The 24,230-nt window shown below is 57.5% G+C and carries 13 protein-coding genes, 3 tRNA genes and 12 pseudogenes; 14 read left to right on the top strand and 14 right to left on the bottom strand.

The genetic code is table 11. The features are described 5' to 3' along the window. Window positions 1-38: 38 nt before the first annotated feature. The 5 genes and pseudogenes from AC6I8M_RS17945 to AC6I8M_RS17925 all read right to left on the bottom strand — a co-directional run bounded on the left by AC6I8M_RS17945 (window position 39) and on the right by AC6I8M_RS17925 (window position 4,013). Window positions 39-1,122, bottom strand: a pseudogene (locus tag AC6I8M_RS17945) (DotU family type VI secretion system protein). Next, a pseudogene (locus AC6I8M_RS17940) lies at window positions 1,119-1,625 on the bottom strand (SH3 domain-containing protein). Before AC6I8M_RS17940 ends, AC6I8M_RS17945 begins: the two co-directional pseudogenes overlap by 4 nt. An 864-nt stretch (window positions 1,626-2,489) precedes the next feature. Then, window positions 2,490-3,170, bottom strand: coding sequence for a pyrimidine 5'-nucleotidase (gene yjjG / locus AC6I8M_RS17935; RefSeq protein WP_010617806.1), 681 nt, complete (start codon window positions 3,168-3,170; stop codon window positions 2,490-2,492). Between the two features lie 20 nt (window positions 3,171-3,190). Next, complete coding sequence (gene rimI / locus AC6I8M_RS17930; protein WP_010617805.1) at window positions 3,191-3,631, bottom strand: ribosomal protein S18-alanine N-acetyltransferase; 441 nt, start codon at window positions 3,629-3,631, stop codon at window positions 3,191-3,193. Continuing rightward, entirely contained in the window at window positions 3,603-4,013 is a 411-nt protein-coding gene (locus AC6I8M_RS17925) for a DNA polymerase III subunit psi (RefSeq protein ID WP_022548687.1), read from the bottom strand. The genes rimI and AC6I8M_RS17925 overlap by 29 nt, the downstream gene beginning before the upstream one ends. Before the next feature lie 106 nt (window positions 4,014-4,119). Between AC6I8M_RS17925 and rsmC the strand changes: the two genes are divergently transcribed. The 4 genes from rsmC (at window position 4,120) to AC6I8M_RS17905 (ending at window position 5,612) form a co-directional block, all read left to right on the top strand. Then, window positions 4,120-5,151, top strand: a complete 1,032-nt coding sequence (rsmC, locus tag AC6I8M_RS17920; protein WP_010617803.1) for a 16S rRNA (guanine(1207)-N(2))-methyltransferase RsmC — start codon at window positions 4,120-4,122, stop codon at window positions 5,149-5,151. A 144-nt stretch (window positions 5,152-5,295) separates the two neighbouring features. Then, window positions 5,296-5,379: transfer RNA gene (locus AC6I8M_RS17915), tRNA-Leu, on the top strand. A gap of 31 nt (window positions 5,380-5,410) precedes the next feature. Beyond that, a tRNA-Leu gene (locus AC6I8M_RS17910) sits at window positions 5,411-5,497 on the top strand. A gap of 28 nt (window positions 5,498-5,525) precedes the next feature. After that, a tRNA-Leu gene (locus AC6I8M_RS17905) sits at window positions 5,526-5,612 on the top strand. 89 nt (window positions 5,613-5,701) lie between these two features. On the opposite strand, the gene AC6I8M_RS17900 is transcribed toward AC6I8M_RS17905, so the two are convergent. Beyond that, on the bottom strand, window positions 5,702-5,986 hold the full coding sequence (locus tag AC6I8M_RS17900; RefSeq protein WP_010617802.1) for a DUF1435 domain-containing protein: 285 nt from the start codon (window positions 5,984-5,986) through the stop codon (window positions 5,702-5,704). Between the two features lie 229 nt (window positions 5,987-6,215). On the opposite strand from AC6I8M_RS17900, the pseudogene AC6I8M_RS17895 reads away from it, so the two are divergent. The 3 pseudogenes from AC6I8M_RS17895 (at window position 6,216) to AC6I8M_RS17885 (ending at window position 8,815) form a co-directional block, all read left to right on the top strand. Next, window positions 6,216-7,311, top strand: a pseudogene (locus AC6I8M_RS17895) (GGDEF domain-containing protein). Between the two features lie 147 nt (window positions 7,312-7,458). Beyond that, window positions 7,459-8,255 (top strand): annotated as a pseudogene (gene fhuF / locus AC6I8M_RS17890) (siderophore-iron reductase FhuF). A gap of 95 nt (window positions 8,256-8,350) precedes the next feature. Then, window positions 8,351-8,815: pseudogene (locus AC6I8M_RS17885) on the top strand (YbaK/EbsC family protein). On the opposite strand, the pseudogene AC6I8M_RS17880 reads toward AC6I8M_RS17885, so the two are convergent. The 3 genes and pseudogenes from AC6I8M_RS17880 to AC6I8M_RS17870 form a co-directional block, all read right to left on the bottom strand. Further along, window positions 8,812-10,030 (bottom strand): annotated as a pseudogene (locus AC6I8M_RS17880) (MFS transporter). The pseudogenes AC6I8M_RS17885 and AC6I8M_RS17880 sit on opposite strands and share 4 nt — an antisense overlap. Window positions 10,031-10,439: 409 nt before the next feature. Next, window positions 10,440-10,796 (bottom strand): annotated as a pseudogene (locus AC6I8M_RS17875) (LacI family DNA-binding transcriptional regulator); the annotation flags it as partial. Between the two features lie 202 nt (window positions 10,797-10,998). Further along, a complete protein-coding gene (locus AC6I8M_RS17870) occupies window positions 10,999-12,129 on the bottom strand; it encodes an MFS transporter (RefSeq protein ID WP_498013831.1) in 1,131 nt (376 codons plus the stop codon). Between AC6I8M_RS17870 and AC6I8M_RS17865 the strand changes: the two genes are divergently transcribed. Further along, complete coding sequence (locus AC6I8M_RS17865; protein WP_498013846.1) at window positions 12,051-12,227, top strand: hypothetical protein; 177 nt, start codon at window positions 12,051-12,053, stop codon at window positions 12,225-12,227. The two genes, AC6I8M_RS17870 and AC6I8M_RS17865, sit on opposite strands and share 79 nt — an antisense overlap. 678 nt (window positions 12,228-12,905) lie before the next feature. Then, complete coding sequence (locus tag AC6I8M_RS17860) at window positions 12,906-13,460, top strand: histidine phosphatase family protein (RefSeq protein ID WP_010617798.1); 555 nt, start codon at window positions 12,906-12,908, stop codon at window positions 13,458-13,460. A 15-nt stretch (window positions 13,461-13,475) separates the two neighbouring features. On the opposite strand, the pseudogene AC6I8M_RS17855 reads toward AC6I8M_RS17860, so the two are convergent. Next, window positions 13,476-14,367, bottom strand: a pseudogene (locus AC6I8M_RS17855) (YncE family protein). Window positions 14,368-14,927: 560 nt separating this feature from the next. Between AC6I8M_RS17855 and AC6I8M_RS17850 the strand changes: the two are divergent. Then, window positions 14,928-15,743, top strand: coding sequence for a capsular polysaccharide synthesis protein (locus AC6I8M_RS17850; RefSeq protein WP_318285184.1), 816 nt, complete (start codon window positions 14,928-14,930; stop codon window positions 15,741-15,743). Here AC6I8M_RS17850 and AC6I8M_RS17845 read toward each other — a convergent pair. Further along, window positions 15,706-16,629 (bottom strand): LysR family transcriptional regulator, encoded by a 924-nt coding sequence (locus AC6I8M_RS17845; RefSeq protein ID WP_010617796.1) that lies wholly within the window; start codon window positions 16,627-16,629, stop codon window positions 15,706-15,708. The genes AC6I8M_RS17850 and AC6I8M_RS17845 overlap by 38 nt on opposite strands. 120 nt (window positions 16,630-16,749) lie before the next feature. Here AC6I8M_RS17845 and AC6I8M_RS17840 point away from each other — a divergent pair, with 120 nt between their 5' ends. The 3 genes and pseudogenes from AC6I8M_RS17840 to AC6I8M_RS17830 all read left to right on the top strand — a co-directional run bounded on the left by AC6I8M_RS17840 (window position 16,750) and on the right by AC6I8M_RS17830 (window position 20,217). Beyond that, window positions 16,750-17,139: a tautomerase family protein gene (locus tag AC6I8M_RS17840; RefSeq protein WP_010617795.1), complete on the top strand. Its 390-nt coding sequence runs from the start codon at window positions 16,750-16,752 to the stop codon at window positions 17,137-17,139. Window positions 17,140-17,349: 210 nt separating this feature from the next. Beyond that, window positions 17,350-19,643, top strand: a pseudogene (gene opgB / locus AC6I8M_RS17835) (phosphatidylglycerol--membrane-oligosaccharide glycerophosphotransferase). A gap of 184 nt (window positions 19,644-19,827) precedes the next feature. Next, entirely contained in the window at window positions 19,828-20,217 is a 390-nt protein-coding gene (locus AC6I8M_RS17830) for a hypothetical protein (protein ID WP_064504735.1), read from the top strand. Window positions 20,218-20,242: 25 nt separating this feature from the next. Here the strand turns inward: AC6I8M_RS17830 and AC6I8M_RS17825 are convergent. Then, window positions 20,243-20,953: pseudogene (locus tag AC6I8M_RS17825) on the bottom strand (GNAT family N-acetyltransferase). A 98-nt stretch (window positions 20,954-21,051) separates the two neighbouring features. Here AC6I8M_RS17825 and AC6I8M_RS17820 point away from each other — a divergent pair. Beyond that, window positions 21,052-22,372: pseudogene (locus AC6I8M_RS17820) on the top strand (aminotransferase-like domain-containing protein). Here the strand turns inward: AC6I8M_RS17820 and AC6I8M_RS17815 are convergent. Together AC6I8M_RS17815 and AC6I8M_RS17810 are read right to left on the bottom strand one after the other, a co-directional pair. After that, a complete protein-coding gene (locus tag AC6I8M_RS17815; RefSeq protein WP_031279558.1) occupies window positions 22,362-22,856 on the bottom strand; it encodes an RcnB family protein in 495 nt (164 codons plus the stop codon). The pseudogene AC6I8M_RS17820 and the gene AC6I8M_RS17815 overlap by 11 nt on opposite strands. A 162-nt stretch (window positions 22,857-23,018) precedes the next feature. Further along, window positions 23,019-24,158: pseudogene (locus tag AC6I8M_RS17810) on the bottom strand (serine hydrolase domain-containing protein); the annotation flags it as partial. Between the last annotated feature and the right edge of the window lie 72 nt (window positions 24,159-24,230).

The raw sequence follows: 24,230 nt of genomic DNA, 5'->3' as shown, positions 1-24,230 counted from the left end.
CGGCTGGTCAGCACCGCAAAAAGCATATTCAGCATGGATTAGTTCCCTCTCGCTAGGCCGTTGAGTTCCGCTTGCGTCGCATCCGGCGCGACCAGCAAAGTAATTTCTACGCGACGGTTGCGGGCGCGATTCTTCGCGCTGGTGTTCGGCACCAGCGGATGGCTTTCGTCACGCCCTTCGGCTTTAACCCGCGACGGTTGTGCCAGCTGCTGCTGCTGCAGGGTTTGCACTGACTGCGCGCGCTAGGGAGAGTTCATAGTTGGAGGCGAAGCGGGCGCTGCGAATCGGCACGTTGTCGCTGTAGCCAATCACCAGAATCTTCCCGCTGACGTTATTCATCGCGGCGGCAATGCGCTGAATCACCGCATCGTAGCGGCCACGCACTTCGGTGGATGCCGAGGCGAACAGACCGTCGCCCTTCAGCGTGACCACGCTCTGGTCGGCTTCATCGCGCACCGCCACCAGGCCGGCATCAATTTCCGGCTTGAGGAACGCCTTCAGGTTCAGCGTGGCGGGCGGCGGCGGTGCCGGATTGCTGACTTTGACTTCCGGCAGCGCGGTCTGATAGATGCTGGCCAGCACCGGCGAGGTGTAGTCGCCGAGACGCCAGTTAAGGACGATGTAGAACAGGCAGGCGGCAAAGCCGGCCACCGCCGCACAGGCCCACAGTGGAATCATCGGCCGCCACAGCTTGCGCAGCACCGGTTGATCGGTGGGATGCGGCGACAGCGCCGCCGGGTAGCTGCCGCGCACGCTTTTGATCATCTGCAGCAGACGCTGTTTGATGGTTTCCAGCTGCGAACGCCCGTTATCCAGCACGCGGTAGCGCCCTTCAAAGCCGAGCAGCAGGCAGAAATAGATCAACTCCAGCAGCAGGATGTGCTGACGCGGGTTTTGCGACAGCTTGGCCAGCAGCTGAAAGAACTTCTCACCGCCCTAGGTTTCATTGTGAAACGTCACCAGCAGGCCGTTGCTGGTCCACACGCCGCGGCTGCCCCACGGCGTCAGCGCCGCCGCTTCATCCAGCGCGGTGCACAGGCAGTAGCGCGCGCCCACGATCACTTCATAACTCAGCCCCGACTGCTGGCAGCTGAGCTCAAAGCGACGGATCTGATCGATCAGCTGCTGGCGCGTGCGCGACGCTTTGGCTGGTCCGCTTTGATGGTCTGCTCATACAGCGCGCTTTTCACCACCGCGCGGAACGGGACATAACCGATCAGCTGCACCGCCGGCTGCTGCGCTTTTTTGTCATCGGCCGGTGCAGTCTCGGGCTGCGCTTCGTCTGCGGCCTGCGCCGACTCGCCAAGTGCCAGCCAGTTGTTTTCAACCTAGCCAATCACGGTGTAGGTTTCACCGCTTTTCAGCGTATCCACCACTTTGCCGCCGAAGCTGGGGCGGGTCATGATCGAAGCCGGATAGAGCGCGCGATAAGCTTCGTTCACCGGGCTGAACTGTGCCGGCGGCTGGACGGCATAACGGTGCGACAGCGTGACGCCGTCAACGGTGCTGCTGACAATAGTGTCGTCTGTCATCTTTGGCGGTGCTTTACAGCCAGCCACTGCGAAAACAAACATCAGGCCTAACGCCATACGGAGATTCACCATTTTCTTCATGTTTAGTTCCATTAACGCCTAAAAAGTGGCCAGAGGCCGGTTAAGAGCAAAATGAACCGTGCGCGCGGCTGGGGCCGGCGTCGATTCAGTACCAGTTAAAAAGTTGACCATTTAATGAGTGTGGCTAACGCATCGCGCCAGCAAGGCAAAAATTGATCAGTCTGAATTAAATATTAAAAATGCAACATTAGTGACAGGGATGATGTCGGAAGAATTCCGATCGTTTCACAAACGAACAGCAACATGATCAATTTTTGCTAAGCGAAGGTGTCGGCTACAGCCAAACCTCGGTTTCTCTTATGCCATCCTTGGTATAAAAACTATCACGTTCAATGAATCTGGTTAATCGGTAACGATTAAGAGGATAACAGCAACAACTTACGGCACTCGCTGACAGCACTTCTATTTATTGGAATATATCAACAACATATGAAAAACTGGAAACATCATAGCTACCGCACGAGCCAAGTAAAACCTGCCCGTGAGCATACAATAACAATCCATTTGTTAATGTCTGACAGAAGTTTACAGAAGCCTGACAAAATTTCAACGCGCCGCCAGCAGAGGAATTTAGTTCAGTAAAGGTTAACAAATATTTTTAATGCAAATTTGCGTCACTTTTGCCCGTAAACCTAAGACTATTCTTAACAATCCATTAAAACTGTGAAAGATTGTAAATTAAAGATGAAATTTTGCTCGCGCGATCATTAAACATTGTCATAAAAAAATGGCGCTGAGCGGCACGCATTTTGTCTGAGCGCGATAAAACACAGGCGAGCGGTAAAAAAGGGGCGATAAAGGCAAACTGGCAGTTAAAAAAACCAGCCAGGCAGGCCAGGCTGGTTTAATCCGCTAAAATGGCGGGTGTCGGGCTTGTTAAGCAGTCAGAATAGATTGCAGCTCAGGTAATGTTTTCACCTGCCAGGTGGGCGTGATGTGCGCCGGCAGCGGACGCGTGCCGTGATCGATCCAGCAGGTTTTCACGCCGGCATTCATACCACCGAGAATATCCGATTCCAGCGTGTCGCCGACCATTAATACCCGGCGGCGATCGGGATTGCCCAGCAGCTGCAGCGTATGGTCAAAAATCGCCGCGCCCGGCTTGGGTACGCCCACCTGTTCGGAGATCACCAGCGCGTCAAAGTAGTCACGGAAGCCGGTGCGTTCAAGGCGCGCCTGCTGCAGCGCCGTAAAACCGTTGGTGATGATGGCGATTTTTACCTTGCCCTTGAGCGTATCCAGCAGGCGGGCTGCGCCATCAAGCGGCAGGCAGATCTCGGCCATCGCATTAAGAAAGTCGCTGTTAAGCACTTCCGGCGCTACGCGCAGTTTTTCGCCCCACAGCGTGAAGCGGCGCGTCTGGAGCTGTAACGCTGAAATGGTGCCGTTCTGGTAATCGACCCACAGCGGTTTGTTGACGGCCTGATAATCAGCGTAATCCTGATCGCTGAAGTGCACGTCGTAGCTGGCAAACATGCGCTGCAGGCCGGCGAAGGCGTCAAAGTGGAAAAGTGTGTCATCCGCATCGAACAGGATGCAGTCCCAGTCGTTTAACATAGTGCCCCTTTTGAATAACGTCAGAGCGTGAGCGCCATGATGATGGCATCCTCGCGCCCGCTGGCGGTGGGATAGTAGTTTGGCCGCACGCTGACCTGATGAAAATCCAGCTGCTGATACAGCGCAATGGCGGGCTGATTGGAGGCGCGCACCTCCAGCCACAGCGTCATCACCGCACGCTGCTCCAGTTCAGCAATCAGTTGCTGTAGCAGCTGACGCGCATAGCCGCGGCGCTGGAACGCGGGATCAACCGCGATGTTGAACAGCGACGCTTCATCCAGCACCACTTGGGTGATGGCGAAGCCGGCCAGCTGGCCGTCCGCGTGCAGGCAAAGATTGACGTAACGTTCACCCTGATTGCTGGCAAAGGTCTGCTCGCTCCACGGAAACGCATGCGCGCGGCGCTCGATTTCCAGCAACTGCGGCTGTAAATCAGGGGTGATGAAAGAGATGGCTGTCATGGTTACACATCTGTTGCCACAGCGCGCGCTTTGCTGCGCCGCTGCTGATTAATTCATTGAAAACGGCGCTGGTGAACATAATGCCGTTAAAAGGATGCTCGCTGGTCACGCCCAGCAGCCAGCCAGCACAGTCGACCTGCTCCGGCAGCATCGGCAGCTGTTCTGGCGTCAGCGTCATCACTTGCCCCGGCTGAATGCTCAGCGTCCGCAGTACGTCGCGTACCAGCGGCTCCTGCAGATCCGGTGCCTGCTCAGCTACCAGCACCAGCCGCGTGTCCGGGGTCAGCGTGACGGCAATTTCACCTTGCAGCACGCGCGGACGTCGCAGCTGATACTGCGTAATCCCCATTTGCTGTAGAAGCCAGTCGCGCCTTGTGCTCATGCTGTTACCTGTAATCCTGCCAGAATGCGACGCTATGCTAGCAAACCCATCGAACATGCGCCAACAAAGCACTATAATCGCCGCTCTGATTTAACAGGAGCGTTCCATGTCTGCTTTTACCCCGGCCAGCGAAGTGATTCTGCGCCACAGTGATGAATTTACCGCCCACCACGTACTGTTCGCAGGCGACCTGCAGGATGACCTGCCCGCCCAGCTGGAGACCGCGTCGAGCCGCGTGCACACTCAGCAGTACCATCACTGGCAGAACCTCAGCCGTCGCCTCGGTGAACGGGCAGTGTACGGGCTGGTGGCCAGTGCGGCCGACGTAGCCGGTTGCGACACGCTGGTCTATTTCTGGCCGAAGAACAAACCGGAAGCGCATTTCCAGCTGCAAAACCTACTGTCGCTGCTGCCGCTGGGCTGCGATATTTTTGTCGTCGGTGAAAACCGCAGCGGCGTGCGCAGCGCCGAAGGCATGCTGGAGAGCTGGGCCATGCTGGAGAAGATCGACAGCGCGCGCCGCTGCGGGCTTTATCACGGTCAGCTGACGCAGCAGGCCAGCTTTGACGCCAGCGCGTTCGGCAATCGCTATCAGCTGGACGATCTCACGATTCATACCCTGCCGGGCGTGTTCAGCCGCGACGGGCTGGATATCGGCAGCGATCTGCTGCTCTCCACGCTAACGCCGCACACCAAAGGCAAAGTGCTGGATATCGGCTGTGGCAGTGGCGTATTAGCCGCCGCGCTGGCGCAGCATTCGCCGAAAGTCCGGCTGTGGCTGTGCGATGTGCACGCCGCCGCCATCGAGGCGAGTAAAGCCACGCTGGCCGCTAACGGCTTGGAAGGCGAAGTGTTTGTCAGTAACGTGTTCTCGGACGTCAGCGGCCGTTTTGATCTGATCATCTCTAATCCGCCGTTCCATGACGGTCTGCAAACCAGCCTTGATGCAGCCCACACCCTGATCCGCGGTGCGGTGAAGCATCTCAACAGCGGCGGCGAGCTGCGCATCGTAGCCAACGCCTTCCTGCCTTATCCTCAGGTGCTGGATGAAACCTTCGGTAACCATGAAGTGCTGGCACAGACCGGTCGCTTCAAAGTGTATCGCGCCGTATATGGCCGCGGCGCGAAAGCGCGCTAAGCGTAGTAAAACCCGTGATGCGACGGGGAAAACGTTGCTTTTTGCAGCAGTCGTTTCACCGTCGCAAAATATGTGTTGACGCAATGAGTAAAATCTCTAAAATGCGCCTCTGTGGTTAGCAATACTGTAATGTATTGCAGGTAGGCGAATGTGGAATTGGTAGACGCGCTAGCTTCAGGTGTTAGTGTCCTTACGGACGTGAGGGTTCAAGTCCCTCTCTTCGCACCAATAATCACAGAGTTTATATCGCGTGCACTGCGCGAAGGTGGCGGAATTGGTAGACGCGCTAGCTTCAGGTGTTAGTGTTCTTACGGACGTGAGGGTTCAAGTCCCTCTCTTCGCACCATGCGGTGATATAAACAGACAACTACGATGCGAAGGTGGCGGAATTGGTAGACGCGTTAGCTTCAGGTGTTAGTTTTCTTACGGACGTGAGGGTTCAAGTCCCTCTCTTCGCACCAACGTTGTCACACTTCTTCTGCAGTACATCCCCATTGATTGTTACCGCTGCTATCACGCCTTTGTGTGATATTGTCGTTTCTGCTCGCCGTTAAATGACGTGAAAATTCACCGAGATAACTGCCAGACCTCCAGCCAGCGCCAAGCAGGAAGGCAGCAGCAGATAATGACGCAGACGATGGTGGAACAGCATCACCACGGTGAGCAGTAGCGCGACGATCATCACTAAGCGCCACTGGCTGAAACTCGGCTCCCACAGCGCAAACACCGGCATTGCCGCGCAGGGCAGCAACACGCCCCAGCCGCTATCCAGACGTTTTCCCATTACCCAGCTTACGCCCCACAAGCCGCAGGCGGCCATCATCGCCATGATCATCGCGCAACCCTTCAAATGATAAATATTCCCATTATCATATGGCAATATTTCTCATCTTGCAGCGAATTTTTTGCCCTGCCCGCGCCGGATGACAGAATTACTGGAAAATGATAGATTGCCGCCGATAACTATTTTGATAACACAGCAAAAACGTGCTCACTATCCGCGTTGTGGGATTATTTCCTGCGGGTAGCGCTTTGATATTTCAGGGCTGTCACAAGTAATAATAATGAAATTACAATCTTATGATCAGTTGAAACGCAGCAAGTATCGGCTGTCGCTGATGCTATTTTTGTTTTTGAATGTCGCTGTTTCGCTTTTTTGTCTGCTGCCGTTTTTCGGCACGGATAATCCCATCAATTCGCTGCCGGTGACGCTGGTGGCGGGCTTTAGCACAACGCTGCTGGCGCTATGCTTAATCGCGCCAAAACTAAAATTCCCGTTATTAAATCCTGTCGCATTGCTATTAGGCGCACTGTGGGCCTGGCATATCAATCATCGTTACCATCTGGTGTTTTATTTTGACGGTAGCTTTTTAATAATCAGCCTGCTGAGCGTATTTTTTATCAGCGCGATTGCCCTGAGTGATTATTTGCTTGCGTTCTGTTTACATATTACGCCACCGGTATTAACCGTACTGCTACTGGACGATGGTCAGCATTTAATGACCATTTTGTTCACCATTACGCTGCCGCTGATCGGCTTCTCGCTGCACCATTTGATGCGCCGCCGCTTCGACACCTTCACCCTGCGGCTGGTGCGCCAGCTGTATGAGGAGAAGCAAAGTTTCAGCGACTTGAGCATGCTCGATCCGCTCACCGGCCTGTATAACCGGCGCGGGCTGAAGAACCGGCTGGATACCATCATGGAAAATCATGCCGGCAGCCACTTTATCCTGCTGCTGGATATCGATCACTTCAAGGCCTACAACGATAACTACGGTCATGCCATGGGCGATCAGGCGCTGGCGCGGGTATCCGTTGCCATTCGCGATGCGGTGCGCTCGCGCGATGTGGTGACGCGCTACGGCGGCGAAGAGTTTCTGGTGCTGATGACCAACGTTAACGCCTCAATTGCCATGAAGCTGGCCGAACGCATCCGCTAGTACGTGGTCGATCTGGAAATTCCCCACCGCTTCAATGATAAAGTCTCGACCCACGTGACCATCAGCGCCGGTATCGCGCCGATTTTCGCTGAAGACTTCGACCAGGCGGTGGCCAACGCCGACCGCGCGCGGTACGTGGCGAAGAATCAGGGACGTAACACCATTCTGGCGTGGGAGGATTTACCGAAGCTGGCTGCCCGTAAGCAGCGATCTGGTGTAACCGGTGCGGCGACAACGCCGCGCCCTCTCCGCGGGATTTCACGCAAAATGCGCGGCGGCCAGGCAGTGAGCGCTGCTGGCATCTTGCTCAGTGGATCGGGAACGATTATCATTTGTCTTTCGCTTCCCGTTTTCACTCAGGAGCCGCATGGCCATCATCACGCGTCAGGATCATCGTTTAAGCGCGCATCCGCTGATCTTTATGCAGAGCGATCGCAGCTTAGTGAGCGCGCTGGCAGATCTGATGTGCGACCAGCGCAGCTACATGCGGGAAAACGTGAAGCTGGGCCAGCCGGCCCCCGCAGGAACGCTGACGCTGGCCGAATGGTCCACGCCGTTTCACTTTCGCCGCCTGACGCAGCGCTACAGCGACTATCTCTATCGCCACCATCCCGATGTTCCGCAGGAAGCCAAACCGCTGCAGTCGCTATGGGCACAGTGGTATTTTGGCCTGCTGCCGCCGCCATTAATGCTGGCGCTGCTGCAGGAGCCGCGCGCGCTGGACTGCTCACCGCAGCGCATTCACGTTGAGTTCCACGAAAACGGCCATCCGTGTGCCTTCTGGATTGATGTGCAGGAGGATGAGGATGCACGCGCTATCTCAATCCGCAGCAGCGTATCGAACGCCTGATTCAGCACTGCCTGATCCCCGCCGTCAACGGCATGGCGCAGCACGGTGACATCAACGCGCGGCTGATCTGGAACAACTTAGGCTTCTCGTTTTACTGGTTCCTTGGCGAACTGCAGCAGCAGCTGCCTGCGGCCACCCGGCATCAACTGGAACAGGCGCTGTTTTTCAGCAAATCCCTGTCCGACGGCAGTGATAATCCGCTGTATCGCACCATGCTCCCGCGTAACGGCGCGATGGAGCGGCGCAGCTGCTGCCAGCGCTATCGCATTCCGGATGTCGAACGCTGCGGTAACTGCACGTTAAATGCCGTGTAAGCGCGGCGTACTCTGTTACAGATTCTCCGTTTCTCCCGTTTACAGGTTTCCCGCCTTATGGCAGCTTTTACGCTCTGTTTTTACCGGAGAAAAAAATGAGCCTGGAGTCGGTACGGCAATTCTTTGCCGAACACGCACCGGATATCGACATAATCGAGATGCCGGAAAGCACTGCCACCGTAGAACTGGCCGCACGCGTACATGGCGTGGCGCCGGGGTAAATCGCCAAAACCCTGTCGCTGAAAGTGAAAGAGAGCGTGGTGCTGATTGTCACGCGCGGCGACGCCCGGCTGGACAACCGCAAGCTGAAGGCAGCGCTCGGGGCAAAAGCGCGCATGCTGAGCGTGGATGAAGTGGTGAACTGGACCGGCCATCCGGTCGGCGGCGTATGCCCGTTCGGGCTGGAAAATCCGCTGACCGTCTATTGCGATGTGTCGCTGCGCAGTTTCGATTAAGTGTTACCTGCGGCCGGTTCGATTCACAGCGCGGTGCGCATTTCGCCGCAGCGCATGGCTGAACTCACGGCGGCGAAATGGATTGACGTCTGCGAGGCGCGTTAACGCGTCTCTTTCGCCACCGCACCGGATATTTCGATGCCGCGCGTCTCGCGGCCAAACGCCATGAACACGCAAATCAGCACCGCCACCGTGCCGGCGACAATCGCCATGCCCAGCCCGTAGTTACCGCCGTGGGCTTCGGCGATGCGTGACTGTAGCGTGGCGTTGACCGAAGCAATTAAATTCCCCAGCTGGTAAACGAAGCCCGGCAGTACCGCACGCGCATTGGCCGGCACCAGCTCGGTCAGGTAGGTCGGCACCACGCCCCATGCGCCCTGCACCATAAACTGCATCAGGAACGCGCCGATACCAATCGCCCAGGAACCGCTGGAGAACGCCCACAGAGGCAGCACCGGTAGCGCTAGAAACGACGCCAGCATGATGGCTTTTTTACGCCCGATACGCTCTGACAGCGAGCCGAACGTAATGCCGCCGAGCATCGCCGCGATGTTATAGCCGATGGCGATAATACTCACCGTGTGGGCGTCAAACTGGTGCTGCACTTTCAGGAACGTCGGGTAGAGATCCTGCGTGCCGTGGCTGAAGAAGTTAAAACAGGCCATCAGCAGCACCATGTAAATACAGATTTTCCAGTGCTGGCGGATGATGGGCAGCAGCGCGTGATTCTCTTTACGCTCGCGTGCCGCCAGCCATACCGGCGATTCCGGCACTTTAAAATAGATAAACGGCAGCAGCAGAATCGGCAGCGCGCCAATCAGGAACATGCCGCGCCAGCCCACCTGTTCGAAGAACAGGCCAAACACTATCGACGCCAGCAGATAGCCGCACGGATAACCGGCCTGGAAGATGCCGGACATCAGGCCGCGCGAACGGTCGGGAATGGTTTCCATCGCCAGCGAAGAAGCCACGCCCCAGATGCCGCCCATCGCCACGCCGTAAATCATGCGGAAGGTCAGGAAGGCAGCGAAGTTGGGCGACCATGCTGACAGCAACTCAAACAGCGAAAACAGCACGATGTTGAGCATCAGGATCGGCCGGCGGCCATATTTTTCCGCCAGCCGGCCAAAGATCAATGCGCCCACCGGCCGTACGGCCAGCGTCAGCATAATGGCAATGGAAACATCGGAGACGCTGGTGTTGAAGTAGCGCAAGATCGCTGAGCACAAACACCAGAATAAAGAAGTCGAACGCATCCAGCGTCCAGCTGGCGAAACTGGCGAAAGCCACGTTGCGCTGGGTCGCAGTCCAGTTAAACATAAGGGTATCCTGTCTGATTGCTTCCGGCTCGCGGCCAGATTTTTATTGGAACGTTATCCAGCGAATGGTTGCACTGGTTATTATTGTGTTAACCATTTGTATATAGCATGTCAGAAAGGCGCCGCGCGGCGGGGAATTGTCAGCGAGTGATTCGCGATGTAAGGAAGCGTGTCGGCAGGGAAGCGGCGCGCGGTACTCCGGCCGGGAGACCGCGCGCCGCAGCAAAATCTTAGCGTTTCAATCCGTTGAACGTCTGCTCAATCACCTCCAGCAATAGCGGATTGTTCACGTTCTGCATCACATGCACCAGCGCGCCCGCGTCCGCCGGCACGCCGACGTCCAGCCGCAGCGGCGTGCAGTAGCGCCAGGTCTTGCCGCGCGTAGCACCGGGACGCAGCTCGATATCGACGTGATAATCCACGCCGTCCGCCACGCGCTGGTTGAGCAGCCAGGCAATGACCAGCAGCATCACGTGGCCGTGGTTCAGCGACTCCTGCAGCAGCACGTGCGCCATTGAGGCGACAAACGGGTTTGCGATATTCGGCACGATCAGGCCAAAGGTTTTGGTACTGCCGGAGGCCAGCGCGCGCGCCACCGCATTCGGGCGATAGCCGGTTTGCTGGATGGCGGCCAGCACGCGCTGACGCGTGGCTTCGGCCACCGGACGCGGTCCGTTGTTGATCACATAGCTGACCACCGCCACCGAGGTTCCGGCGGCTTTGGCGACGTCACTGCGTGTCACATTTCCGGTTGGGGATTTCGCCAATATTGCCTCTGCGTTAATGCCGCTGGCCGGGAATACCGGCCAGCGTAATCAAAGAATGTTGCACGATCCTGCGCGTCAGATAGCATCCTCCGGCAGATTCAGATCGCGTCCGCGCGTTTCCGGTGCCACAAAAGGTGGTGAGGAAACCGATGGTCGCCATGGCCGAGAAGTACACGGCAATCGGCCACCAGTGGCCGGTAAACTACAGCAGCGCCGCAGCCACCAGCGGTGCGGTGCCTCCTGAAAGAATAGACCCCAGCTCTTTGGCGACCGCCATTTTGGTGTAACGGTGTTTGACGCCAAACATCTCCACGCCCCACGCCGCCTGCACACCAAAGATGCCCAGAGACGCCAGAGCCATGCCCACCACAATCACCGGAATCACGATGGCCGGCTCGCGGCTGTCCATCAGGCTAAAGGCGGGCCAGGCGTAAACCATCAGTAACAGGCAGAAGCCACGATAGGTAATGCGTCGGCCAAAGCGGTCCGACAGCCAGCCGGCAAACGGGATGATCAGGAAACCGAGCAGCGAGGCGATGAACACCGCGGTGGTCGGCACCGATTTGTCCAGCATCAGCACTTTGGCGACGTAGCCGACGATAAAACCCTGCGCCAGATAGGACGGGCCGTTCTCACCGATGCGCAGGCCCACCATGGTCCAGAAGGCGCGGCTGCGCTGCCAGAAGCTGCGGCTGTCGGGTTGCGTCGCGCTTTGCGCCAGCGTTTCATGGCGCTGCGCCTGCAGTTCCGCCTGCTGACGCTCAAACACCGGCGTTTCACGCAGATGACGGCGAATCCACAGCGCGACCGCAGCAATCAGCACGCTGCTGAGCAACGGAATACGCCAGCCCCAATCGAGCAGCGTGGCTTTATCCATCTGGATCACCGCCAGCCACATCAGCGACGCAATCAGCGTGCCGCTGTTGGAACCAAGCGCAATTACCGACGACACCAGCCCACGGCGCTCAACAGGCGTGTATTCACCCAGCATCACCGTGCCGCCCGAGAGCTCAGCGCCGGCGCCCAGCCCCTGCGTAAAACGCAGCAGCACCAAGCAGGCCGGCGCCCACAGACCAATCGTTGCATAGGAAGGAATCAGGCCGATCAGCGTGGTCGAAGCGCCCATCAGAATGATGGTGCTGATCATCACCACCTTGCGGCCCTTGCGATCGCCAATCCAGCCAAACAGCAGTGCCCCGATCGGGCGCGCAATAAAGCCGACCGACCAGGTGGCAAAGCTGGAGAGCAGCGCCATTGCCGGGGGGCTTCGGGGAAGAACACATCGCCAAAAATGATGCCGGCAGCGAGGCCATACAGGGCGAAATCCGCGTATTCCATCGCGGTGCCCAGCCAGCAGGAGAAGGTAGCGCGCCAGAAATCTTTGCGCCCGGAGGTGGTTTCCAGCCGCGCATCGGCGGCGGAAGCGTGTGAACCTTGTTGCGTAACGGAGTGATGTACCGTCATAACCATTTCCCTGAAAGAGGTGAAAACAGTAAACGCCCATCCGTGGGTCGGTTCCCTTGCAACAAGTGGAACTCCCCGGTGGCGACGTTCAGTAGGCAAACCTGGATGAAAGGTCAGTAAAGAATTCCCTAGTGTTGGAATTCATCTATTTGCCTGATTTCGCCGATGTTTTTTTCATCGATCGCATTAGCACGGCAAATGTAACTGGGTCATCTCAAGGCTAACTTCGTCTCTGTCACCGTGAGTTGTCACTGTGAGTTGTCACTGTGAGTTGTCACTGTGAGTTGTCACTGTGAGTTGTCACTGTGAGTTGTCACTGTGACGACAGTCTATCTACGCGCGTAGATAAATCAAGTGATTAACAGGAAAATAATTAACTTATCTTCACAATTGCATCAGCAAAAAAGATAAAAATGGCGTTAATTCATGACATTACAGCCAGCGTCATTAAAAAATCCACGCACGCTACGTGATTAACGACTATTGCTTATCATTGGCAAAAGCGGCGACCAAACGTTCACCGCGCCGTTTTCGCACATTTCAGTTAAGTTTTGATGACACCCGGGCATTATTCTTAAAACCGCCCGGGCCGGGCGAAATCCTGCGCGCCTGCAGTAGACTGGATGACCTTCACTCAGGAGCATTATGACCATTATCCTCATGCGACACGGCAAGCCAGACCATCCGGTAAGCGGGCGCTTTACGGCGCGGGCGCTGGCGGACTGGAGTGAAGGCTACGACCAGGCGGTGATTTGTGATGCGCCGCCGCCGCGCAGTATGGCGATTGCGCGCATGGCCAGCGTGATTGCCTGCAGCCCGTTGCCGCGCGCGCGTTCGTCACTGGCGCTGCTTGGCCTGCAGGCGCAGGCGGTGGATGAGGTGTTCAGTGAAGTGGCGATGCCGCTGCTGCCGTTTGCGCGCCTGCATCTGCCGCTGACGCTGTGGCTGGCGCTGCTGCGCCTGCTGTGGCTATGCGGTTACGCCGGGCGTGTGGAATCAGTGCAGCATGCCCGGCAGCGCGCGCAGCTGGCGGCAGACAAACTGATTGCCCTGTCGCAACAGGGCACAGTGCTGCTGGTGGGCCACGGTATTATGAACAAACTGATTGCGCGCCAACTGCGCAAGCGCGGCTGGCAGGCAGAAAAACACGCCAGCAGCCGCCACTGGAGTAGCGCGATTTATCACCGGCCGTTTATTTGATGGCGGCCTTCGCACTCAGGACGACAGCTGAAAGTAGCTCAGGACTTCGCAGCCGGTGCCGGCCTGCGGCGTGGCGATGACCTTCATTTGCGTCAGATCGATCAGGCTAAGCGAACCGTCACCCTGATTAGCGATCAGCAGGCTGCGGTTATCGGCGCTAAAACAGCCATCCATCGGCTGATTGCCGACCGCAACGTCACCCAACGGATTAAGCAGATCATCAAACAGCGTCACCATCCCTTCTCCATCACCAATCGCCACCAGCCGCTCACCGTTCGCACTGAAACGCACTACCTAGCACGGCTGCTGATGGCCGGGCAGCGTGATGCGCTGGCGGATACGATGGCTTTGGCGAGGCGGCAATGCCGGCAATCGGTCCCGGCAGCAGGATGTTGTCAATGATGCGCCCTTCCGCCTCGCACAGATCCACCACCGTGATGCTGGCGTCCTCTTCGTTTTCAGTAAACAGCTTGCGGCCGCTGGGCGACAGCGTCAGCCGGTGCGCGTTGTGCGACGGCAGCCAGATGGTTTTCTCCAGCGTGTCGCTGTGCGGATCGATCACCGCCACCGCGGCACTGTGTTCACAGCACAGATAAACTTTGCCATCGCGTCCCAGCTGGCCGCTGTGCGGCGCCTTGAGCGGTGACAGATCGATAAAGCCGCTAATCTGCCGCTGGCGCAAATCGATAATCGCCACCTTGTGCCCCGGATGCGGATTGTCGCCGTGGACGCCATGACCGTAGATCGGCACATACGCCTTCTCCAGCGCGGGCAGCATCAGCAGCTCATGCGGTCGCGGCGGTAAGGCATTCAGCTCCTGCTCAACGGCGAAGCTGTCGGGATTGAAAAACAGCACGCGGTTGCCCTGCTTATCAACCGCCAGTAACCCACGCTTGTATGGCTGCATAGTGCCTCCTTTTTTTCGTTGCCTGCTCTAAGCGTAGCTAACCTGCCTCCGCGTTGGGCAAGCGGCGGCCAGGCTAGGGAAAATACAGCGTAGTTAACGGACCGCCGATCGCTCATTTTTATTTCGCACCGCAGCCTGCGGCTGCAGAGGGTTATTTTATTAGGAATAGTCTTAATCGACTAAAAATAAAAAAAGCACTCCCTCATCAATTTTATTGATACATCTTTTTAGCCATCCCGGATCCCGGCGTTTCCGTTAAATCTGAAAGCGAAAAAAAATCGTAGCCTTGCCGCTGCGGATCGATTATTAAGCAAGGGTCGTCTTTTTACACACAGCCGTCAGGACACATAAGCGCGCTCAAGCCGCCAGCATCAGGGAATCCTTGCTCCCCATAATCACAATAATCAGGTGCATCATGACAAAAAAACGTCTCCAGCCAGCCCTTACACTCTGGCAACACTGGCAGAGAATCGCCTTTACCGGCCAGACATTACTGCAGAAAAAAACAGCATACTGCGCTCTGCGCGCCGGAATATGATCCCAGCGAAGAGGACAATATCGTGTTGCTTTCGGGTGAGAAAGCGCTGCCGGAAATACCCAAAAAAATCTGGATGTACTGGGACAATGAATATTTACAGAAATCGATGGCGTTAAATATCCAGCAGCTGCGTCAGGATAATCCCGACCATCAGGTGTATGTGTTAAATCGTTTAACGCTTAAAGAAGTCCTGCCGGATTTTATTTTTACCTCGACACAATTAAGCGAGCAGCAAAAAAGTGAAGTCATTCGCCTCGAATTATTATTACGCTACGGCGTCATTGCGATTGACTGCAGCACACTGTTATTTGAAGACCTGAGCTGGGTGCATCGTGCGCATCAGGAACGCCGCATGGATGTGATTGGCTATTACCGCGAAATTGCCACCGTCAACTATCTGGCACCGGTGATTGAAAACTGGTTTCTCGCCGCTGCGCCCAACAATCCTTTTATTCGCGAGTGGCAAAAACAGTACGCGCCGATCAAGCATCTGGGGGCGCACAACTATTTCAATGAGCTGGCAAAGCGCGATGATTTTGCGCTGCTGACGCAGAAAATCGCCGAACCGGCACAGCAGCTGGGTTCGCTGGCGCAGCAGGCGGCGATGCGCGAACATCGCCGCGTGAACCTGTATCTGCGTAAATGTGAGGCCAACGCGTATTACTATCAGCGGCTGAACAACTGGCAAAGTGACGCCTTTGCGCACACGGTGCTGTTCCATCAGCGCCCGCATACGCCGCCGCCGGTGATCAAGCTAAGCGGCATTGCAGCCCACCGCACCGCTCAGCGCGCCGCTGGCATCACCCATCAACAAAGCGCGTGCGTAGCCAGTGGATAAAGGTGGTGACGGCGCGCGGCACCTGCGCCGCGTAGGGCCGCACCACCCACAGGCGGTCGGCAAAGGCATCGACCGCCTGCCACTCCGGCAGCACCTGCTGCAGCATCCCGCTGGCCAGCGCCGCACCGGTGCTGAAGTCCGGCAGCATGGCAATGCCCAGCCCCTGCAGCACAGCGTCACGAATCGACTCGCTGTTGTTGGTGGCGAAATTACCCTGAATCTTCACCTGCACCGTTTCGCTGTCATCGCTGTGCAGACGAAAGCGCCACTGCGGTGACTCCAGCGCGCGCGGATAATAGAGGCAGTTATGCTGCTGCAGCGCCTGCGGCGTGTGCGGCATGCCGTGACGGGTCAGATAGTCCGGCGAGGCCACCAGCAGCGTGCGCGTTTCACACAGCGGCAGCGCGACGTGCGTTTCCGGCAGCTGCTGACTGTGGCGAATGGCGAGATCAAATCCTTCGCTTCCCAGCGACACCAGCCGATCGCTGAGGTTGAGCTGCAACCGCACCTGCGGGTAGTCGCGCAGAAAGTCGCCGATAATCGGCACCAGCTGCTGCCGGGCAAACGCCACCGGCGCGCTGATGCGCACCAAGCTGCGCACCGGCCCGGCTTCGTCACGCACGCTAAAGAAGCTCTGCGCGATGCGCGCAAACGGCTCGCGCAGGTCGTCCACCAGCTTTTCACCGGCCGACGTCAGCCGCACGCTGCGCGTGGTGCGATGCACCAGCGCCACGCCCGCCATCTGCTCCAGCTCTTTGATTTTCTGGCTCATCGCCGCTTTACTGACATCCAGGCGTTCAGCCGCGCGGGTAAAACTGCCCTGTTCCGCCAGCACCGTTAGCCAGTGCAAATGCACCCAGAGTGCATCGGTTTTAATTTCTTTCATCAGGATTATTCAAAATAATAAATAATCATTTTAATCAGCGCGCTTTTTCTTTCCGACAGCAAGCGGCAGCATAGCGTTTCATCCTACTCTTTCCGCGTGGGCAAAAACGAGGATTTATTGATGCCGTTACTGACTTTTGATGTTATTCAGGGCCGTTCTGAAGCAGAGATTCGCACCTTACTCGACGCCGCGCATCGCGCAGTACTCACGGCATTTAAGGTTCCGGCGCGCGATCGTTACCAGATTGTTCATGAAAATAAGCGTTATCAGATGGTCTTTCAGGATACCGGGCTGGGCTTTGCGCGCAGCGACAATCTGGTGATGGTGCGCGTGTACACCAGCCCAAGAAGTGAAGAACAGAAAACGCACTTCATGGCAGAGTTAGCGCGCGAGCTGCGGGAGAAGTGTGGCGTACAGGGCAACGATCTGATGATCAGTTTTATCACCAACAGCAGAGGTTACTGGAGCTTTGCCGACGGCGAAGCGCAGTATCTCACCGGTAAGCTGTAAGACCCGCGCCCGCCCTGGCTGGCAGCAGCGCACCGGTTGCTGCCAAACTAAATCAGACTCCGCCTAAACCCGCCTTAAACGATTCGCAATGCATCGCACAAATCTGGTTGGATGTGTTGCAGCCCTGTGACAGCCAATATAGATTGACGCAAAACCCCCGCAGAGGGCCGCAGACGCAGGGAACGCGTTCTTTTTACTTAATGTGAGGATCTGCCGTTGGAGTTGCTTTCAATAGTGCTCTTTTTGGCTGCGATCGCAGTCTATTCGTATAAAGCCGGGCGAAATAAATTCTGGTTTATCCTGATCTTGCTGCTGCTCGCCCTGTTCATCGTGCTCAACGCCACGCTGTATGCCAGCAACTATTTTACCGGCGATGGCATCAACGATGCGGTGCTCTATACCCTGACCAACAGCCTGACCGGCGCGGGCGTGAGCAAATATTTGGTACCGGCGCTTGGCTTGATCATCGGCCTGTTTTTACTGTTTTGTTTTCTCTCCTAGGTGCTGCGCCGGCACAAACGTCCGCATCATCTCGGCTGGAGCCTGCTGGCGATCGCCTGTGCTGCCGGCTCGGTGCAAACCACGCCGGCGTTTCGCCAGGTGAAAGAGCTGATCGCCTCGCACGCGCGCTAGGCCGACTCGGATTTCGAAACCTATTACAAAACGCCGAACAAGCAGATTAACGCGCCGAAGCTCAACCTGGTGTATATCTACGGCGAAAGCCTTGAACGCACCTACTTTGATCTGCAGGCTTTTCCTGGCCTGGCACCGGAGCTGAGCCGCGAAAAAGATCACAGCATTGACTTCAGCAACACAGAGCAACTGCCCGGCACCGATTATACCATCGCCGGCATGGTGGCGTCGCAGTGCGGTATTCCGCTGTTTGCGCCGTTCGACGGCAACGCCTCGGCTTCGCTTTCCAGCTTCTATCCGCAAAATATCTGCCTCGGCGATATCCTCAAACACTCCGGCTATGAGAACTGGTTTATTCAGGGCGCGGACCTGCGCTTTGCCGGCAAAGACACTTTTTTGCTGTCGCACGGTTTTGACGCCGCTAACATGTACGGCTCGCAGGAGCTGAAGAGCCGCGTCGCCGACCCCAGCTACCGTAACAACTGGGGCTTTTACGACGATACGGTGATGGATGAAGTGTTTGAAAAATATGAGGAGCTGTCGCGTCAGCAGAAACGCTTTGCGCTGTTTACGCTCACCGTGGACACCCACCATCCGGACGGCTTTATTTCGCGCAGCTGCCAGCGCAAAAGTTACAGCTATGACGGCAAACCCAATCAGTCGTTTAGCGCGGTGGCCTGTTCCCAGAAGCACGTGGCGCGCCTGATTGCCCGCATCAAAGCCTCGCCGTGGTTTAAAAACACCGTGATTGTGGTGAGTTCCGATCATCTGGCGATGAATAACACGGCGCATCAGTATCTGATCAAACAGCCGCGCCGCGATCTGTTTATGGTGATCCGTGGCGATCAGCCGCAGGCCGAGGTGCTGGACGGCAAGCGCAGCACGCTGGATAACGGCGCCACGGTGCTGGATACTCTCGGCGGTGATAACGCGATTGGCCTCGGTCGCAGCGGGCTGTCTTCGGCCTCGCTCTCCAGCCAGTTCGATGACATGGCGAAGAAGGTCACGGCGTGGAAAGCCGATATCATTCAGCTGTGGAATTTCCCCAGCGAGATGAAGACGTTCACCATCGACCAGCCCAAAAATACCTTTAGCTTCTCGGGCGCGACGTTCAGGCTGCCGATCCTGTTCCGCGTATCCGACCATCAGGTAGAGCCGCTGCCGGAAGGCGAATACGCCGCACCGCTGCGCTTCCAGCTGGCCGATTTTGCCGCCAGCGATAAGTTTGTCTGGGTCGATCGCGGCTTCAAAATGGGCCGGCTGTGGCAGCCGGCGCTGGCGCTGTCTACCGATCTCTGTCTGGCGATGGGCCAGACCGGCGGACAGCCCACGGTGACGCGCATCGACCAGCCCGTGTGGCAGGGCAAAGCGCAGTTCCCGCAGGTGAAGGTCAGCGCGGCCACCTATCAGCTCAACGAACAGCAAATGCGCATCGAGGACAATGCCATTCGCTACCAGGCGGACAGCTTCCTGCTGACTGTGCCGGGCGCGCCGGCCAGCGTGAAGCGCTTTAGCGGTATTTCACGGCCGGAAAGCTGGGGGCGCTGGTCGAACGCCAACCTCGCGCCGGAATTGAATATGTCGATCCGCTGCCGGCGCGTTTTGACGTTGTGATCACTGCACGCGCCTATGGTGCTAACGCCCATCGACCGATTCCGGTGCGCGTCGGCGAGCAAGTGCAGCAGCTCAATCTGGGTGACGCGTTCTCCACGCAGACGCTACATTTCACCAACACCGGCGCCAGCCGCAACCTGATCATCACGCCGCCAGAGCCGCAGCTCTCCAATCTCGGCAACATTACCGGCCATGATCCGCGCAAAATCGGTATCGGCATGGCGGAGATAAAAATAATTCCGCAGCCCGAAAATTGATAAAAATGAGTGCCAGACCAGGGTCTGCCAGCGTGCAGGCCCTTTTTATTGCCGCTTAGCGTTACTCTTTGTACGAATTGATATTTTTCGAGACGTCGCGCAAAATCCGCATCATCACATGGTGCAACTATCACCACCTGGATAACCTTGCTGGCAACAGGAAAGGCGACCAGGAGCAACAGGGATGATACCGACGATGATGAACACCCATAAGGCATTCAAAGCGCTGCAGCAGGCGGGCGTGGCCGATCACCAGGCCGAAGTGATGGTCGACATTTTTGCCGAAATGCAGCAGGAAAACAGCCTGACCAAAACTCACCTTTCGCAGGCCATGGAAGGCGTGATGCGGGCAAAGCACACCACCGCGCAACGTGTCGATAAACTGGCACAGAGCCTCGGGCATTTTGAAAATGAGGTCCGCCATACGTTTAAGGCCATTGAGCTGCGGTTTGACAACGTTGATGAGCAATTCAGGCAAATCGATAAACGCTTTGAAAAAGTGGATGAGCGGCTGGTGATGGCGATGGCCAGCGCCTTTGTGTTGTCAGCCGCCAAATATATTTTTGCCGGTTAGCCGGGCAGCCAGCCCGGGGTGCGCGTCAGGCCTGACGTAATGTTTCCAGCCTGGCGCGTTGCTGCCCGCGGGCGTCGAAATTGTCTGCCGCCAGCCAGCGCTCAAAGCCCAGCTTCACCTGCGGCCATTCGCTGTCGATGATAGAGAACCATGCCGTATCCCGGCTGCGATTTTTATACACCACCACCTGACGAAACGTGCCTTTATAACGGAAGCCCAGGCGCAGTGCGGCGTTGTACGACGGTTGGTTACAGCTGTCGCATTTCCACTCGTAGCGACGATAGCCGAGTTGTTCGAAGGCGTAACGCATCAGCAGATAGTGGGCTTCGGTGGCCATGCGGGTTTGCTTCAGCAACGGAGAGAACACCACAAAGCCGACCTCCATCACACCATGCTGCGGTTCAATGCGCATCAGCGCCAGCGAGCCGACCGCCCGCTCGCTTTGCCGGTCAATGACCGCGAAGTGCAGGTAATCCGGACTCTGCTGGCACTACTGCGCAAACGCCAGATAAGACGCTTCATCGTCAAAGCGCCCGACCGGCAGCCAGGTCCAGTCGCGGCCATCTTCCGCCAGCGCATAAGCCGCATACAGCTCGCGACCATGACGTGCGGCATCCAGCGGTTCCAGCCGGCAATACTGGCCGGTGAAAATCTGCCCCTGCGGCAACGGGCGCGGCTGCCACGCCTCCAGCGCCGGGCCGATGGGTTGTCCATAACGATTGGTCTGCGATGACATACGGCGATTCCTTCTATGTGAGAGTGACAGCGTGCCACTTTGCTGGTTCAGGAAAAAGCGCCACAATGTGACAAATCGATGGATCCACAGAGGCGCCGATGCGCGCATTAAACCGGCATTCGCTGCTGCTGGCACCGTTAGAGGCCGACGACAGCCTGACGCTGCAACAGCAGCTGTATCAGCGGCTGCGCCAGGCGATACTGAATGGTCAGCTGGCGGCTGAACTGCAGGTGTTGCGCAATACGGTGATCGCCGTTTGGTCACAGCTGCAGGCGGAAGGATTTATCCTCAGCGACCGCCAGGCGAGCCGCGTCAGCCGGCTGGCGCACATGCCGCTGCTGGCGCAGGCGTCCGACGACAGCGCCGACTGGCCGGTTTCCGCGCGCGCTGCCCGGTTGCATTCGCTGCATCGCCTCTCCAGCCAGGAGCTGGCGCTGCGCCCGAGCACGCCGGCGCTGGCGCAGTGGCGTCGCGCGCTCAATCAAACCTCGCAGCAGGCACAGCTGCTGGGCTACGGCGATCCGCTGGGTGAGCTGGCGCTGCGTGAGGCGCTGACGCTATGCGTCGCGCTGCTCACCAATCGTGGTGACACCGGCTGGGTGGAGGAGCCGGGCTATCGCGGGGCTAAAGCGGCGATGCGCCTCGGCGATCTGCAGATCGAGCCGATTGCGGTGGATGCACAGGGACTGGCACCGACAGCGCAGGACTGGCAGCAGCGCCCGCCGCGGCTGATTTACACTACGCCGACGCATCAGTATCCCACCGGCGCGATCATGAGCGCCGCGCGCCGGCTGGCGCTGCTGGCGGCGGCACAGCGGCATCAGGCGTGGATTATTGAAGATGATTACGACAGCGATTTTCGCTACAGCGGCGAGCCTATCGCCGCGATGCAGGGCATGGCGCAGCCGACGCCGGTGATTTACATCGGCTCCTTCAGCAAAACCCTGTTTCCGGCGCTGCGCATCGGCTACATGGTGTGCTGCCCGCCCCGCTGCTGCCGCGGCTGCGGCCGGCCTTGCATGAGCTGTTACGCGGCGGTAACCGGCCGGAACAGCAGGCGCTGGCGCTATTTTTAAGCAGCGGGGATTTCAATCGCCACCTGAGCAAAATGCGCCGTCTGTATCGTCAGCGGCAGGCCACGCTGCGGGCTGCGCTACAGGAGACGTTTGGCGCCCAGGTGCCGCTGCTGGGCGGTGAATGCGGCATGCATCTGGTGTTGCCCTGGCGGATACGGTGGATGATGTGACGCTGACGGCGCAGCTGTTTCGCCATGGCTATGCGCCTGGCGCGCTGTCCGGCTTTTATCTGGGCGAGCAAAAACAGCAGGGACTGGTGCTGGGATACGGTAATACCAGCACCAGTCAGATAATGGCAGGCGTGGCGCAGTTAGCGCGCCTGCTGCCGGGCATTAACCCTTGAAGAAAATGTCGCCGGATTTGCCCATCACGATCTTGCCGCTGTCATCGGTGATCAGGATATAGTTGGCGTTGATGTAAGCCCAATGCGTCCCTTCCTGGGGTGCAGGCAGGTGGCGCGGCTGCCACTCAACGATGGTGTACTGCTTTTTACGGTACTCATCCGGCACGACGTCACCGACTTTATACTCTTTGTAATCGATGATGATGGTGTGCAGATCGTAATTATTGGCGGCGGATGGCGCTTCACCCGGACCGTTTTGTGACGGGCGAATCGGCGCGACATCGCCGCTGGATTCTGCCGGTTCACTGCTGGCGGGCGCATCGCTGGTGGCCGCTGGCGCTGAGGCGTCCGGTGCGGTTTGCTGCACCTGCGGCGGCATGGGTACGCTATCGGTTTGCTCACCTTCTGCCAGCGCTGCTGGCGTCAGGCTTAAAGCGCCCAGAAAAATTCCTGCTGAAAGAAGGGTGACGTGTGTCCTGCGCATTGGTGATTTCCACTCTGGTTAATTATTTAACTGTCCTATTTACTGAAAAGCGCCACGTACGGAAGGTTCCCGCGCCGCGCTTAGCGCGTCAAATTTCGCTCCACAGCATACCTCAGGCGGCGCGCTTTGCTGAGCAGCAAAATTGCAAGCAACCGTGTTCAGCACCCGGCGATCTTTACGCGCCAAATCACGCAGCAGCGCAATGCCGAGATAGTTGCTCCAGTTGAAGGCATTTTGCAGCACCACGATGGCATTGCCGTGGGCGCGATCGTAGCCGATAAAGCTGGCATAACCGCCAATATACCCCACCTGATAAGTGATCTGCTGCTGACCATAAGAGTCCGTTACCCAGGCGATATTCTGCGCCTGGTTGCCATGCTGCTCATAAGGATAATTGACCTGCGCCAGCGCCTGACCGAGTGCGCCGTGTGCATCGCTGTGCAGATGCGCATAGAGGTAACGAATCAGATCGCGCGCGTTGCTGTACAGGCTGGCGGCCGCAACCATATTGCCGCGAAAGGCCCAGTCCGGCGTCAGCTGACCACGCGCGATCAGTTTCGGCTGATCGCCGGCGTGGCCCAGCGCGCGCCACGGATAACCGCGCAGGGTTTGCGGATGGAAGCTGCTGTTGGTCATGCCGAGCGGACCAAACAGCTGATGCTGCGCCAGCGTTTCAATGTCCTGATGCAGGCAATGCTGCAGAATATAGCCCAGCAGCGCATAGCCGAGATTGGAGTACTGTGCCGCCGGGCGCGCGGGGGCGCTGAAATCGGCCAGATAACTCAGCAGCGCATCGCTATCCAGATTGCCGTAAAAATTTTCACCGCTGCGCAGGTAAGCCATAAATTTCAGGAACATCGGCAGATCCATATCTTGGCGCGGCAGCAGCGTGGCCAGCGTGTCGTTCCAGTGCAACTCGCCGCGATCCACCAGCCCGATAATGACCTCCGCGGTAACGCCTTTGCTCAGCGAGCCCAGCGCAAACAGCGTATCCGGCGTGATGGGATAACGCTGGCGCGCATCGGTGACGCAATAACTGTAAAACTGCGGCGCGCCGCGCTGGTGAATGATGGCGATGCTGATGCCCAATACCTGCTTTTACTGCATGTAGTGGCGCACAATGTCATCGACGTTTTCATGGAAGGAGGCGTGGGAAAGATATACGCGATCGCCCACCGGTGCGGACGTTTGCGACAGCGTCCCGCAGCCGCTGAGCAGCAGACACAGGGCTGACAGCCGCAGGTGAAACCATGCGCGAGAAAGCGTCAGCCGCTGAAGTCTGACGAAGCGGGAAATAGCCATCAATTGATAAGTTATTTTTTATGTTATGCAGCAGGTGCCACTGGTGTTGGTGGCGAATATACCACAGAACAG

This window comes from Type-A symbiont of Plautia stali, from assembly GCF_059731155.1.
The sequence above is the reverse complement of the archived record's forward strand: the minus strand, read 5'-3'. Positions and strand labels throughout refer to the sequence as shown.